The following is a 13,857-nucleotide window of genomic DNA, read 5'->3' on the forward strand; positions in this document are numbered from 1 at the left end:
GTCTGTGAGGCCGCCCGCCGCTCCCGGTTTGTCTCACCGGGCTGGCAGGATGGGCGGGTGCCGCGGTGTAGCTACAGAGCGGTGCGGCCGTGCGGCTACGTCTGTGGTCACGGCAGGTTTGTTCTGGATGGAGAGGTTCCGCCGGTGTCGTCTGAGGAAGCCCGTGGTGAGCAGGGCGAGCGGGGTGCGTCGCTGAGCCGCGAGAAGTGGGAGGCGCTGCGCAAGGACTTGCAGAAGCAGGTCGCACTGCTGGTCGAGGACCTCAGGGAGCGGGCTGCGCTGGAGGAGTTCGAGGGCGCACTGCGGGCGGAGTACGACGATGCCGTGGAGTCGGCACGTACTGCTCCTCAGCACTACGAGAGCTGGCTGGAGGACCGTCTGGTCCAGATCGCCGCGGCATGGGTGCTGGCCTGCGTCTTCGTCCGCTTCAGCGAGGACAACGGCCTGATCCCGGAGGCCTGGCTGTCAGGCCCCTCGCGCCGTGAGGGCCCCTCGGGCACCGAGGACCGGCTGGCCGAGGCCCAGGACCGCCACGACGACCACTTCCGCATCCACCCGGAGCAGAACGACCGCGACTGGCTGAAGGCGTCCTTCAAGGCCCTCGCCGACGCGCATCCCACGGCGGCGGCCCTCTTCGACGAGCGGCACAACCCCATGTGGGAGGTCACACCGTCGTACACGGCTGCCCGGCGGCTGCTTGCCTTCTGGCGTGAGCGGGGCGCGGACGGCGAGATCCGCTACGACTTCACGGACCCCGAGCTGGACACGCGTTTCCTCGGCGACCTCTACCAGCACCTTTCCGAGTACGCCCGCAAGACCTATGCGCTGCTTCAGACGCCGGTGTTTGTGGAGGAGTTCATCCTCGACCTGACGCTGGAACCGGCGGTGGAGGAGTTCGGCCTCGACCCGGTGTGGAAGCACCGACCGGATGGGTGGCGGGGTGAGGTGGACGACGACGGCGAGGTCCGTGGCCTGCGCTGCATCGACCCGGCGTGCGGGTCGGGGCACTTCCTGCTGGGCATGTTCCACCGGCTGCTGAAAAAGTGGCGGGAACTGGAGCCTGGCACGGACAAGTGGCGGCTCATCCGCCGTGCCCTGGAGTCGGTCCACGGGGCGGACAAGAACCCGTACGCGGTGTCCATCGCGCGGTTCCGGTTGCTGGTGGCCGCGCTGAAGGAGGGCGGCGAGCGGGAGTTGCGGCGTATGCCTTCGATGCCGGTGCGGGTGGCGGTGGCGGACTCGCTGCTGCACGGGCGGGACGCGGGACAGGGCGCAGGACAGACGCTGGACGATGTCGAGCGGGGCGAGGTGTTCACGTACCGGACGGAGGACGTCGACGAGTACGTAAAGGAAGTGGACCTGCTGGGGCGCGGGTCGTATCACGTGGTGGTGGGGAATCCGCCGTACATCACCGTGAAGGACAAGCAGGAGAACGAGAACTATCGGAAGGCGTACTGGGCATGCTCGCGGCAGTACGCGCTGTCCGTTCCGTTCGCCCAGAGGATTTTCGAGCTTGCGGTGCGGGCTGGTGGTAGCCACCGGGACGGGGGTTACACCGGTCAGATTACGGCGAACTCGTTCATGAAGCGGGAGTTTGGCAAGGTTCTGATTGAGTCGTTCTTTCATGGGGGGCCGTATAAGGATCCGAATACTAAGCGACGAGATGCTTACCCGGGTCTAGAGCTGACGCACATTATTGATACGTCGGGCGCATATATTCCGGGGCACGGAACGCCGACAGTAATTCTTGTTGGGCGGCATCAGGTGGCACGGCAGGCGAATCCAATTCGGGCTGTGCTGGGGATGCGAGGGGAGCCTGGGCACCCTAGCGACGCCGCTCAAGGGATCGTTTGGCAAGCAATTCTTCGGCAGGCTCGGAACCCTGGTAGCGAGTCCGAGTGGGTTTCAGTTGTCGACGCAGACCGTAGCTCCTTTGCCGCGCACCCGTGGTCACTTTCCGGCGGCGGCGCTTCTGATGTCATGAAGCATCTCAGTGACGCTGCAAAAGTCCACCTGAAGTCACGCGTTGATAGCATCGGATTCTGCGCAGTCACGCGCGAGGACGATGCCTACGAGCTTCATGACGCCAATCGACGCCTCGGCATTCGACAGGAACGTGTGCGCCCATCCATCGGGGGAAGTGATATTCGCGATTGGAGCATCGAATCAAATAATCTGGCAATCTTCCCATATAGTGACCTGTCTCGGACTGCTGAGATTACCACCGCAGAAGAAAGGGTCCTCTGGGCAGCCCGCACCCTTCTTAATAACCGGAAGGCTCTGGCTGGCACGCAGGAAGATCAGGGGCTTACCTGGTACGAATATTCTAGCTTTACCCCGAAGCGCTATTGGTCAGAGTTTCTCGTGGCGTACGCAGAGGTCGCAACACATAACAACTTCTCCCTGCATCGAGGTGGGCGAGTATTCAAGCAAACCGCCCCCGTCATTCTCCTTGATTCCCCGAATGGCGAAGATGACTACCTTGGATTGACGGGCTTGCTTAATTCCTCAACGGCGTGTTTTTGGTTGAAGCAAGTCAGTCACGACAAGGGAAGCCAGGGGGTCAATGAAGGGTTCAAGTCGCAGGCTTGGGAGCGCTTCTATCAGTTCAACGCGACGAAACTCTTGAAATTCCCCCTACCTCCGGACCTCCCTCTGGTTTACGCCCGCGAACTCGATCGTCTAGCTCGAGAGTTTGCCGAGCACGAACCCTCCGTCATCGCTGCCTCTGGCGCCCCGAACCGTGGCGCCTTGATTGATGCGAAGGGCGCTCAGGAGCGCATCCGCTCCCGCATGATCCTCCTGCAAGAGGAGCTGGACTGGACCGTGTACGGCGTCTATGGCCTGCTCACTCCTAAGGAGGTCACCCGGACCACGCTGCCCGGTAACCCTGTCGAGCTGAGCGACGCCGAGGTGCCGGAGAAACTCAAACTCGGGCAGCGAGCCTTCGAGATCGTCTTGAAGGGAAAGGTCGACGCAGGCGAAGTCGAAACTGCCTGGTTCGATCGGCACGACTCTGCCAAGACCGCCGTCGCCGACGTACCGGACAAGTGGCCCGACGCCTACAAGCAGGTCGTGAAGGCGCGGCTCGACATCATTGAGTCCAACAAGGATATCCGGCTGATCGAGCGCCCTGAGTACAAGCGACGCTGGTCAACCGAACCCTGGAAGAAGCGGGAGGCCGCCGCCCTCCGCGGTTGGCTGCTGGACGCTGCCGAGCGCGAGGACCTGTGGTTCGAGGAGCGCGGCGACTACACCTCGCCCCGCACACTCACCGTCTTCCAACTCGCCGATGCCCTGCGCCACGACGAGGACGTCCAGGCGGTTGCCGCGCTTTACGCCGCAGACCATCTCGACAAGCCCGACGCCTCCCTCGCCTCCGTCCTCGCGGCCGTCATCGAACCCGAGCACGTCCCGCACCTCGCCGCCCTCCGCTACAAGGAGTCCGGCTTGCGCAAGCGCGCTCAGTGGGAGCGAGTGTGGGAACAGCAGCGGGAGGAGGACCGCACCGGGGAACGCCTGAGCATCAAGGTGCCCCCGAAGTACACGAGCGCCGACTTCCTCAAGCACTCCTACTGGTCCAACCGCGGCAAGCTCGACGTGCCGAAGGAGCGGTTCATCTCCTATCCCGGCGTCTCCCCGGACGGAGACCCGTCCCTCCTTCTCGGCTGGGCCGGCTGGAACCACCGTGACCAGGCCGAGGCGCTGGTCAATCTGATCAACGACCGTGAGAATGTGGACGGTTGGCCCAGGGAAGACCCGCGTTTCGTCCCGCTGCTGGCCGGGCTCCTGGAGGTCATGCCCTGGGTCCGCCAGTGGTACGACAAGCACGACGAGGAGTGGGGCGACAACCCCGCCAAGGAGTTCCAGACCGCACTGAACCGAGGCCTCGCCAACCGCCGCCTCTCGGAGGCCGAACTCGGCGACTGGCGACCTGAGAAGAAGCGGGGCGGGCGCAGGGTCGCGGAGTAGCGGTTGGAAGGTCGGGACGGGGCTGCCGTCAGTCGGCAGTCCCGTCTTCCTCGCCCGCGTCGGCGGGCGGTAGCACATCAACCACGAAAGACCCCTTGTGCGGCAGGGTCTCAATGAGTCCTCGCTCGCGCAGGTCCCGGAGTGCGCGCCGGATGGTTCGGTCGGCAACGCCGTATGTCTCGGCGAGCCGCGTGATGCTGGACAGTGCTCCGCCGGGCGGGATGCGTCCCGACCTGATCTCTTCCTCAATGGCGTGTGCGATCCGCTGCCATTCGTACTGGGCCATGCCCTCAGCTTCGCCTGGTGCACCGGAACCCGGATCGGCGGCCCATGGTGCACCAATGGCACCCATGGCGTACCGTGGTACATGCCTTAGAAAACCCCCGCGACGGGTGCAAGCCGTCCGGGGGAGTGGCCGATCTGAACGGAGCAGACCGACATGCGGAACCTTATCCGCCGAACCGCCCATTGGCTGGGCTTCCTACTCACCCCCGGCACCGGCAAACACCGCCGCACCCCCCACCAACCGCACCCCACCGCCGTACGCCACATCACACCCCCACCTGCATACCTCCCTCATCCCCGCTCGCCCTACGGCCTCCCCACCCCCCTCGACGGCGCCGACTCCCGCCTCGTGCGCCCCTACCTCCTCGCCCACGCACAGGAGGCCGCCCTCTGGCGGTGCCGCCACCTCGACCTCGACCTCGTCGCCGACTTCGGCATCGACCCGGACGAGTACCTGATCGGCGCCCAGGGGGTGGCCGTCTGATGACCCCACCGGCACACCACCTCACACCCCCGACCCCCCTGCGCCTGCTGCCCTGGCCCTCCCCGGACGGCAAACCGTGTTACCTGTCCACGGGCGACAACGGCGGCTACCTCTCCCGCCTCGCCGACAACATGGAAGCCGTGCAGCTCGCCACCGCGACTGACGTGCTCGGCCTCGCCCGCAAGGTGCTGGACGACCCGACCTCGCCGTACACCGAGGTCCGTTACGCGGGACTCCGGCTCGCCGAGTGCCTGACCGACGCCCTCCGCGTCGCCGAGTCCCGCGGGGCTCGCCTGCCGGTACCGGACACAGGGGAGACCGAGGAAGCCGAGAACGCCGAAGACACCAAGGGCACAGAGAACGCCGGAGACCAAGGACGCGGCCCCGTCAGCGACCCGCCCGCTTCCACGCGTTGAGGAACTCCTTGTATAGGAACCGCTGGAAGGACTGAGACCCCACGAACGCGAACTGCTTGCCCAGGGTCCGCGCCCCGAACCACAGACCACTGACGACGGGCACGCCCGTCGCCACCTGGGTTACGGACGCCACCGAGTTCACCATCTCCATCTCCATGGGCGACATCTCGGCCTTGCGCAGCCCCAGACGATCAAGGAGTTGATGCTTCACGCCTTCGATGTCGCGAGCGAGCCGCAGATAGTCCTCGTCGGTGACGCAGCGCTCCACGGCCTGCCGAAGGTCTGCGGCCCGCTCGCGGTATTCGCATACGCGCCGGACGACGAGGGCAATCCAGCGCTGGTCGTCGAGGCGGCCGGCCTCAGCCGGTTCCCACAGCCTCCCTCCCAGCAGGGGCAGTTCCAGTTCGAGCAACCGCACCCGATGGGCGTCGCCCTGCCCGGCGGCGCGGCTGAGGGTGTCGTGAATACCCCGCACCGCCTGGATGAGGTCGAGTACGGCGTCGCCTTCCGCTCCGTCACGAGTGAGGTCGAACGTGAGGGAGAAGTCCCTGCGGAGTGGGTGTGACTGGTACGTCATCTCGGCCGCTTCCGCTCGGGCCTGGTACTTCATGCCTCTCGCGAGGGTGGCCATGAGGTACTTGCCCTGGCCGGGAGCCGTGATGTCCCGCAACGGTCCCGCGAGGATGACCGCCGCGGCGCGAGCCCAGTCTCCAAAGCCGTCCTCTTCGACCCCGTCCCGGGTGGGGATGCGGTCGGAGTGGTGGCCGGTGGTGCTCCGGACCTTCTGTTCCTGGAACGAGCTCCAGCCGCGTAAGCGGGTGGACAGGGCGGTCTGTGATCCGGCGCTGGCACGGTCGATGGTGAACGCCTGTTCCACGAAGCGCGCCATGCTGGTGATCCCGTGGACGCTTTCGAGATCACGCAGAGCGGTATCCACCAGGTCCGCCGCGCGTTGCTGCTGGTCGCGGTCGGCCTGGAGCGTATGGGCGAGGCCCGCGCGCATGAGTTCGCGCAACAGCAGGGGCCGCTCGCCGAAGTCCTCCGGGCGCGGGTTCGACAGCACGGGGTGCGCCACGTGGACCCGGGACATGAAGATGAGCGACTGCACGATCTCCACGAAGCACTGCCGGGCGAACGGATCGTCGGGCTGCGCGGCCCTGTTCTGGGCCAGCAGGAAGTCCTCCGCGCTGATGAAGGACGTGACATCGAGGAGGACGTCTGTGTTCCGCTGTGTCATCGGCCGACCGCTCTGTGCGTCAGTGAGGTGCGTCGAGGAACCAGGAGACGATCTCCGGCTTCCCCATGACCGTGGAGGCGAAGACGGGCTCGGCCTGGCTGAAGAAGGCCGGAGCCGCTGAAAGCGGTTGGCCGTTCTCGTCGCAGTGGCGCAGTCCCGCGGCCGTGCCGAGGCACAGGCCTGCGATCCCGTCCCACACCTTCTGCTTACGTCGCCAGAACAGCTCGAAAGGCGGCAGGGGGGAGTCTGTGTGGAGGCTGAGGTCGACGGCGGTGCGGACCATGTCGAGCGTCTGGGAAGTCGTGCGCGTCTTGAGGAGGAACCCCGCCTTCTCGGCCTCCGGGTCGAAACCCCGGGGAGGTGCCCCCTCGCTGCGGGTGGCGGAGATCCACCGTTCCCGGCCGGGACGGGCGGGGGGAGTGACGACTTCGCCATTGAGAGTGAGTCGACGCTCACGCGCATCCGCCGTCACGACGAGTGGAGTGCTCCCCGCCCCGAGTTCCGGGGCGAGGACGAAGGCCGACACAGGCAGCCAGTCCTCCAGCAGGCACACCACCGAGCAGAACTCGACTCGACCTTCCTGGACGAACTCCGCTGTTCCGTCGATGGGATCGATCACCCAGACCCGGCCGCCGGCGCTCGCCACCTCATCCCGCGTGCCCTGGCGTTCGTCCTCCTCCGCGATGACCACGGCGGCCGGCTCCCTCGCCCGGATCGCGTCGATGATGATCTGCTGGACCGTGACGTCCGCCTCCGTGAGGAGGGTCTTGTCGGCCTTGACCTCGACGGGGAGATCCGCGATGTGGCCGCGGTACTCCGCGAAGACCGGATGAAGCCGCTCGGCGAGGTCGTCCCACAACTGGGCAACGGACATCAAGAATCCTCCTGCGGCTCAGAGCGGTGACGGTGCGTGCGCGTTTGACTGCGCCAAGGGCTCGGGCAGCACCTTGGCACAGTCACGGACAGCCGCGGAAGACGGCGGTACGCCGGCTGCGCAGGTATACGGAGGTGCCGGCCGAGACGAGGGCGGCACCCGCCAGCAGGCATACGCACACGGTGACCGACATCGAGACGTACTCCATGGTCGACCCGTCGGAGTACACGCAGACGTTTCGAAGGGGCCAGTACTGTTGCTTGATGGCCGCCAAGTCGGCGCCGGCGTCGTTCCGGCTCGTGCACAGTTCAGGGAAAGGCCCTCCAGCGGTGACGGAGAACCAGCCGTAGCAGTACACCGCCACCGCCGAGGAAGCCAGGATCAAGGCGACAAGCGCGTAGATTCTGGGCACGGGCAGCGGCGGGTGGCTCAGCAGGATGGGGACCACCACGATGCCCACCACTGCAGTGACCAGACCTGCAGCCAGCAACGCGCCCATCAGGAACATGTGATACCTGCCTTTAGTTAGCCGGGGCGGCAGCTGGAGCCCGGCCAGTGACACACGACGGCTATGGTCGTCGAGACACCACCGTCCAAGGAGCCGATCCCCGTGACGACACGACCTGACCACGGGCGTGAGCTGATCCCGCGTCCCGAACGAACCCCTGACTCGTCGGCGCGATCTCACCGAGCAGCCCCTTCGTACGGACGAGATAGGAGGTGGCGATCTCCGATGGCACGTTGACCAGGGCCGCCCCGCCACCCCCATGTACGACGCGCCGCCCCCGCCCATCACGCAAGTGCTGCCTCAAGGGAAGCCCCTTGTAGTCCGCTCTTGCCTGGTCTGCCTGAACTGACCGTATACGCGCCGGGCCGCGGCAACTTGGCCGCGCTTCAGTCCTCCGGGTGCACGTCCCAGATACGGATCTGGATCTTGTGCGCCAGCTTCTCGATGTCCTTCGCAGCCCGGATGACCTGACCGACGTCGTCTGTGGCGGTCCACAGGACCGTATCCGTAGCGATCTCATCGTCGTGCCAGGCGTACCTCAGCCCCGCCAGCACCTCCGGGGCGTCGTCCTGGCGCACGTACCGCAGTGCGCGCACACCCTCCCCGAGATTCTCCGTGTGGAACATCTCGACGACCGGAGGCTCTACTGCGTCCGGATCTCCTGCCTGCACCAGGGCACGCAGTGCCGCCTCGCGTTCGCCTTCCTCCTCTGCAGGCCGCACTGCGGCGAAGACAGGCAGGGGCATACTCGTCGGCGAGGCGATATGCAGCAGAGCCCGGGTGTCGAACCGTTCCGGCGCGAAGGCGTCCGCGCAGCGACGCAGCGTACCCGCGAGAAACGCGATCCCGGACTCGCCCGGGTCCTGGGCGTGTGACCGCCAGAACAACTCGGCGCACTCGCTTGCCCAGGAGTCGATATCACTCCATGACTCCGCATCCCAACGGGGTGGAATTTCGAGCCACAGGCTCGCGTCGTAGTCGATGACGAGATCGAACTCGTGCTCCAGATCGACCCAGTTCTCCGTCATGCCCAGCTCCATCGGAAGGTCGCCATCAGCGCGTCGAACCATTCGACGAGCGCGTCGGCCAGGTCGTCCTGCGGGTTGCCGGCTCCGATGGTGGAGAAAGCGGCCACGAACCACCTGCTGGGATCGCCGGGCACGGACACCAGGTAATCCACTCTGCGACTGGCCATTTCAGCTCCGTGGCCGGGATCGGCGGGCATGACGCGTTCCTGCCGCACCGCGAGGGCACCGTCGATCTCTCCACTGCTCAGATCCAACTCCGTGCCATGGCTCCGGGAGATCAAACGTGCGGCGACCTCGGTCGGATGGGAAACCGCTACGTCGGAGGCATCGGGAGCGGAGTGTGAGGGCAGCCGAGCCTCGGAGACGACGATCGATGCGCCGAGGTTCATCTCGCCCGACAGCCGCATCGGCAGGTAGATCTCCAGCGCCTTGGCCTTCCGGGCGTCCGCGATGGCTGCACGGAGTCTGCGTTCCATCTCAAGTCGGAGCGGTGTCAGCTTGTCGCGCGGTATGTCACCGGGTGCGCGCCGGAATGCATCGGTGACAATCCTGTGCACGATTTCTTCTGTTTTGCTTTGGCGCAGTGGAATCTGCACCCAGCCCGAAGGGAGAAGCAGACGGTAACCGGTGGGTGGGGAGGTGGCCTCAGCCATGTTCGGCGCTTTGCTGCTTGTTCGTGTACCAGATGCCGACGAACACCGAAACGCTGAAGACGGCCGCAGGCCAGAGCTGCCAGCGGCCGTCGAGCAGGGCAAAGGGAAGGGCGTAAACGAGATAGAAGCCGCTGAAGAACCGCAGGTGCGACTCCAGCTGAAACACCCTCCCTCGCAGAGCCGGATCCCGGAATCGGAGCAACACCAGCAGAGGGGTGAGAGCAGCCGCGCTCCACTCCCAGGTCGGAAGCGGCAGAAGCGCTTCGCCCTGGATCCTCCTCGTGGCCATCGAAAGGGCAACCCGCACGAACGCCAGCATGCAGATTGCCAGTAGCGTGTATCGGTATCGGTCGCCGCGCAGCTCCTCGCGAGATTCAGCTTGGGAGGAGCCGACCTGTGAGGTGCCATGAGCCGCGTCCTGGGCCGCCCGCGCCGAGCGGATCGCCTTGGAAGAAATGCGCGGGGAGCGCTGACCTGGGTTCCGCACGCGTCCTTGGCGCACCTTGCGCGGTCGGCGTTGCGGTGCCGCGTTTGATTCGTCCGTCACCAGCTTGTCCCTCACCATTGGGAACCGACAGGAGCGGAGATCCGCGCCTTCGTGCGATCGTATTCGTCGGACGTCCATGGCAGCTCGCCCGCCAGCTTGTCGCCGGCATCGAGGCCAGTGCCCACGATCCACGATCCCTGGTAGGCGCTGAGGTGCTTGCCGGCTGAAGCCGCGCCTTCGTTCAGCGTCACGCTGGTGGGGAACTGATCGCGCCAGAGCCTGATGTCCTTCACCTGCTTGATGATTGCCTTGTCGCCGAACGCGCTGGCCGACTCCCGCAAGGTGGGCTGGGGCAGCTCAGCCTGCTTCACCTGGCGGGCAGCACTCTTGGCCTTCTGGAAGTCGGCGGTCCTGTGGAGGCGGCCGGCCTTGCCTCCTGCGCGTCGCGCGGCAGAACTCGCGCGCTGTGCTTCCTGCCTGGCCTGCTTCTTGGCAAGGCCCTCCGCGACTTCGCGAGCGCCCTTCTGCAGCCCCTTGATCGCCTTGGCGGCTTTGATGCCATTTCTCGCCATTTTCAGTGCGCCGATGTCCATGAGAACGTCGAACCACGACCCATTTCCGGTTAAGGCCTGGGTCAAATGGATCAAGGCGACCGCCCCAGTCAGCGCCAGGGCCACGACACCGAAAGCCGGGAAGAAAATCGCCAGAACGGAGAGGCCCGTCGCGATCCAGCTCAACGCCTCGGCCAGCCCGTCAAGCCAGTCAGCGTCGCCGACCCACGCTTTGAAGTCATTCCACCAGCTGTCTTCCATGTCATCATCGATCGACGACCGGATCTTGCTCGCGTAGTGGTCCGCGCGCTCGTCATAGAAGGACACCGCCGAGTTCAGCTTCCGGCGTGCCTCCTCCAAGTCTTCCTCGGCTCGTTTGACGGCAGGATCCTCGGACGCTCCGCCCTTGTCGGAGTCCTTCTTCGTGCCGCCCTTCGTGTCATCCGTCTTATGGGCGTCCAGGGTTCGCTGGGCGTCCTTGGCGTCCTGCAGAGCCCGGTCGGCCTTCTTCTGGGCGGTCTCCATGTCGTCCGCCCAGTCGTCGAGGTGCCCCTTGACTTCCCGGTAACGGTCCTCGGCGAGATCGAGCCGCTTGGACAGTCCGCGCGCCTTCTCGCCGATCTTGTCCGCGTACTTCCCCTTCAGGCCATCGCTGTCGGCGATCGCCTGCATGGCTGCCGCTTGATCACGGAGCTTCTTGGCGATCTTCTTCATGTGCGTGACCTCGTCGCGGATCCCGTCCGGCTCACCAGGAACAGGATCCGCTTTGGCGAGCGGAGACCAGTCAGTCGGCCGTGCCATGCAAGATTCCCCCGTGCGCAGTAACGAGCGCCGTCGGTTGGTCGGGGCTCAAGTCGCTACTTTTTCTTCCCCTTGGTGGCGTTGGCCAGATCGTCGTCGAGACCCTTGAAGGCGTCGCGCGTCGCCTCGACCATCTCTCCGACCTCTTCGATCTCCTTGATCAGGCGCTTGCGGTTCTTGTCCCAGTTGTCCACGAAATCGCCCATGGCCTCCTGGACGCGGGCGTCACCGACGACGGCCCTGACGTCCTTCTTCCATTCGCCCAGGCCGTTGAACTCGTGGCGAATGTCGCGGAGTTGCTTCGCGCTCGTGGACAGCAGGTGGAAGTCGACCTGGAGATCCGACCCCTTGGACATGCTCACTCCCCGTGTACGACCGTCAGCGGTTGACGGCCTGGATCTCTTGAACCACGACGTCTTGTTCGGCGCCGAACGTGCCGTCCGGCAGAGTCTGTTCACCGTTCACGCCGGTGCCGGTCCAGTGGATCTTCCACGTGACGGTGGCCTGCAGCTTGTACGAGCCGTCGCCGGACGACCGGAGATACTTCACGCCGCAAGGCGGGGTCTGACCGGCCTTGCCCCTGACGTAGGGCTCACCGATGGAGTCGTCCGCGTTCTGGCATGCGCCGGAGACGGGGTACGTGACTGCGTCGTCCGTACCCGGGGTGATCTTCAGCGAGACCGGCTCAGCGGCGGTCGTCGCCTCAATGCCGAGGAGGGGCACGCGCGCGGTGACGGAGACCGGCTTGAACTTCGCCGTGTCCAGCCACGCCCACGTCGGCAGGTTCACCTTCGTGGTGCCCTCAGGAGCCAGCTCGACCTTCGTCGACGGGACGCGGATCTCGGCGTAAGCGAGCTGGGCCAGCATCTCGGACGTAATGGCCTGCGGAATCTCAGCCGGCGGCGCGTCGCCCTTGTCGACCCAGAAAGGCATCTCGTCGCAGTCCTGGGCCGCGGGGTCCGCCTCGTGCCCTTCGGTGGTGTACGCGTCCCACCAGTAGCCCTCGCCCTCCTTGTCCTTGTTGAAGTCCTTGTAGGGCTTGCCCTTGACGAAGTAGTTCTGGGTCTTCAGGGACCACTCGGGACTGGGCGCGCTACTCTCCCACACCTGCCGCATCTGCGACTCGATCTCCTCGGGTGTGTACTTCGGAGCGTAGTAGCAGGCGGGCGGATTCCACGAGGTGGTCGATGTGACGGCCCCGGCCGATTCGCCACTGCCGTTCTTCGAGCGGTCGAAGACAATCACGCCTCCAGCGGACGCCGAGAGGGCGGCGCCGTCGACCATGCCCGATGTGTCGGAGTCGACTTCGGTTACGGAAGGAGCGGGTCCCGGTGTTGCCCATGCGGCATTCGGGAGTCCTCCCAGAATCAGAGCCAGAAGGCCAGTGGTTCCGATCCGGGTTGGTGTCATCAGCCTCCGCAACGCTCGTGCCCCCTCTTGGTGTTCAGGCCTGTGGTCACCCACACGCCCTCGTTGTTCTTCTCCAAGCGAGTGTTGTAAAGAACGTAGGGGCTGTCGCTGGCTGGGGTTTTGTCCACCTTGCCGGTTTTTCGGTCCTTGTTGTATGCCTTACTGTCGTCCGCACAATAGATGACGACGGCTGTGTTCTTGTTGCGAAGCGTCACCTGTGGGTCGAAATAGCGGATGGTCCCTTTCCAGGAGATGTTTGCGTCAATCCATGCCTGGACCCACTTGACTTCACTGATAAGTGCATCGTCCTGGTAGTAGAAAGCGAGCGCCTTCGACTTTGTGTCGCCTCGGGCGATCGCGTCGTCAACCGAGTTGAGTGCCCGCTCGGCGTCGGCCAGCGCGGCGTCCTTCGCGGTATCCCCGGTCTTCCAGTCCTCGAAGATGCTCTTCATGTCTTCAGGCACCGCAATGTCCAGCCGGTTGGCGGTGTCCGGGGCGCTGGGGCTCGGCGAAGTCGAGGACGCCGATTCGTCCCCCGCATCCGCTCCCGCAATTTTGTCATTGCCCTTGGAGTTGCCGTCATCGCCCCCGCAGGCGGACAGCGACAGGGCCGCTACAGCGGTCAGCGCAGCGGCTGCGAGCAAGGTGGGGCGGCCGTTCACGGATGACTCCCGGTGGGGCGAGGGTTCTCATGAGCCTGCCAACGGTATCCAGGTGACTTGGGTGGCACCAGTTTGGTTTACGTCAAGCCCGGCCATCCAACCGGGCAAATCGCCACAGAAGCTACCGCGGGCGAAAGGGTCGCATGGTCACCGTTTCGTCACGCAACGAAGTCTGTGAAACGCGGCCGCACCGGTCGAACGCGAACCCCAGGAGCCCCGGATGGGAGACATCCCGTAACGGGCTGCTGCATCGCGACACCGACATCGAGGTTCGGCTGCGCAGTGCGCCCAGGCGGACCAGTCTCTGATTCGTGATGTCGTTGCCGCCAACCGCCACGTGGCGGAGTCGGGCAGGCCGAAGGCGCCCGCATCCTCCTCTTCGATCACGGAAGCGGTTGACTGATCTACACCTTCATCCGGCGCGTCGAGGATCCGCAGATCATCGTGCAGGAACTCTTCTGGGGATGACGGAAGTCAAGCCCGTCGATG

At 65.3% G+C, this 13,857-nt stretch carries 14 protein-coding genes; 3 read left to right on the top strand and 11 right to left on the bottom strand.

The genetic code is table 11. The features are described from left to right. Positions 1–144: 144 nt before the first annotated feature. Entirely contained in the window at positions 145–3,972 is a 3,828-nt protein-coding gene (gene pglX, locus ACFCXS_RS08150) for a BREX-2 system adenine-specific DNA-methyltransferase PglX (RefSeq protein WP_376642218.1), read from the top strand. Between the two features lie 28 nt (positions 3,973–4,000). Here the strand turns inward: pglX and ACFCXS_RS08155 are convergent, their stop codons facing one another. Next, positions 4,001–4,258, bottom strand: a complete 258-nt coding sequence (locus ACFCXS_RS08155; RefSeq protein WP_376642219.1) for a winged helix-turn-helix domain-containing protein — start codon at positions 4,256–4,258, stop codon at positions 4,001–4,003. Positions 4,259–4,411: 153 nt separating this feature from the next. Between ACFCXS_RS08155 and ACFCXS_RS08160 the strand changes: the two genes are divergently transcribed. Together ACFCXS_RS08160 and ACFCXS_RS08165 are read left to right on the top strand one after the other, a co-directional pair. Then, positions 4,412–4,741, top strand: a complete 330-nt coding sequence (locus ACFCXS_RS08160) for a hypothetical protein (RefSeq protein ID WP_376642220.1) — start codon at positions 4,412–4,414, stop codon at positions 4,739–4,741. After that, on the top strand, positions 4,741–5,157 hold the full coding sequence (locus ACFCXS_RS08165) for a hypothetical protein (RefSeq protein WP_376642221.1): 417 nt from the start codon (positions 4,741–4,743) through the stop codon (positions 5,155–5,157). Before ACFCXS_RS08160 ends, ACFCXS_RS08165 begins: the two co-directional genes overlap by 1 nt. Here ACFCXS_RS08165 and ACFCXS_RS08170 read toward each other — a convergent pair. The 10 genes from ACFCXS_RS08170 to ACFCXS_RS08215 all read right to left on the bottom strand — a co-directional run bounded on the left by ACFCXS_RS08170 (position 5,129) and on the right by ACFCXS_RS08215 (position 13,368). Further along, positions 5,129–6,394 (bottom strand): hypothetical protein, encoded by a 1,266-nt coding sequence (locus ACFCXS_RS08170; protein WP_376642222.1) that lies wholly within the window; start codon positions 6,392–6,394, stop codon positions 5,129–5,131. The two genes, ACFCXS_RS08165 and ACFCXS_RS08170, sit on opposite strands and share 29 nt — an antisense overlap. A 19-nt stretch (positions 6,395–6,413) precedes the next feature. Next, complete coding sequence (locus ACFCXS_RS08175) at positions 6,414–7,268, bottom strand: inositol monophosphatase family protein (RefSeq protein WP_376642223.1); 855 nt, start codon at positions 7,266–7,268, stop codon at positions 6,414–6,416. An 82-nt stretch (positions 7,269–7,350) separates the two neighbouring features. Continuing rightward, on the bottom strand, positions 7,351–7,776 hold the full coding sequence (locus tag ACFCXS_RS08180) for a hypothetical protein (RefSeq protein ID WP_376642224.1): 426 nt from the start codon (positions 7,774–7,776) through the stop codon (positions 7,351–7,353). Between the two features lie 386 nt (positions 7,777–8,162). Continuing rightward, on the bottom strand, positions 8,163–8,804 hold the full coding sequence (locus ACFCXS_RS08185; RefSeq protein ID WP_376642225.1) for a hypothetical protein: 642 nt from the start codon (positions 8,802–8,804) through the stop codon (positions 8,163–8,165). After that, the gene (locus tag ACFCXS_RS08190) at positions 8,801–9,457 is read right to left on the bottom strand and encodes a hypothetical protein (protein WP_376642226.1); all 657 of its coding nucleotides are present in this window, start codon (positions 9,455–9,457) and stop codon (positions 8,801–8,803) included. The genes ACFCXS_RS08185 and ACFCXS_RS08190 overlap by 4 nt, the downstream gene beginning before the upstream one ends. Continuing rightward, positions 9,450–10,004, bottom strand: a complete 555-nt coding sequence (locus ACFCXS_RS08195; RefSeq protein ID WP_376642227.1) for a hypothetical protein — start codon at positions 10,002–10,004, stop codon at positions 9,450–9,452. Before ACFCXS_RS08195 ends, ACFCXS_RS08190 begins: the two co-directional genes overlap by 8 nt. Before the next feature lie 11 nt (positions 10,005–10,015). Next, entirely contained in the window at positions 10,016–11,296 is a 1,281-nt protein-coding gene (locus ACFCXS_RS08200; protein WP_376642228.1) for a putative T7SS-secreted protein, read from the bottom strand. A 56-nt stretch (positions 11,297–11,352) separates the two neighbouring features. Further along, positions 11,353–11,652, bottom strand: a complete 300-nt coding sequence (locus ACFCXS_RS08205) for a hypothetical protein (protein WP_376642229.1) — start codon at positions 11,650–11,652, stop codon at positions 11,353–11,355. 22 nt (positions 11,653–11,674) lie between these two features. Further along, positions 11,675–12,580, bottom strand: coding sequence for a hypothetical protein (locus tag ACFCXS_RS08210; protein ID WP_376642417.1), 906 nt, complete (start codon positions 12,578–12,580; stop codon positions 11,675–11,677). Positions 12,581–12,705: 125 nt separating this feature from the next. Next, positions 12,706–13,368, bottom strand: coding sequence for a hypothetical protein (locus ACFCXS_RS08215; protein WP_376642230.1), 663 nt, complete (start codon positions 13,366–13,368; stop codon positions 12,706–12,708). Between the last annotated feature and the right edge of the window lie 489 nt (positions 13,369–13,857).

The sequence above is a fragment of the Streptomyces sp. NPDC056373 genome (genome assembly GCF_042262425.1).
Classification (GTDB): Bacteria; Actinomycetota; Actinomycetes; order Streptomycetales; family Streptomycetaceae; genus Streptomyces.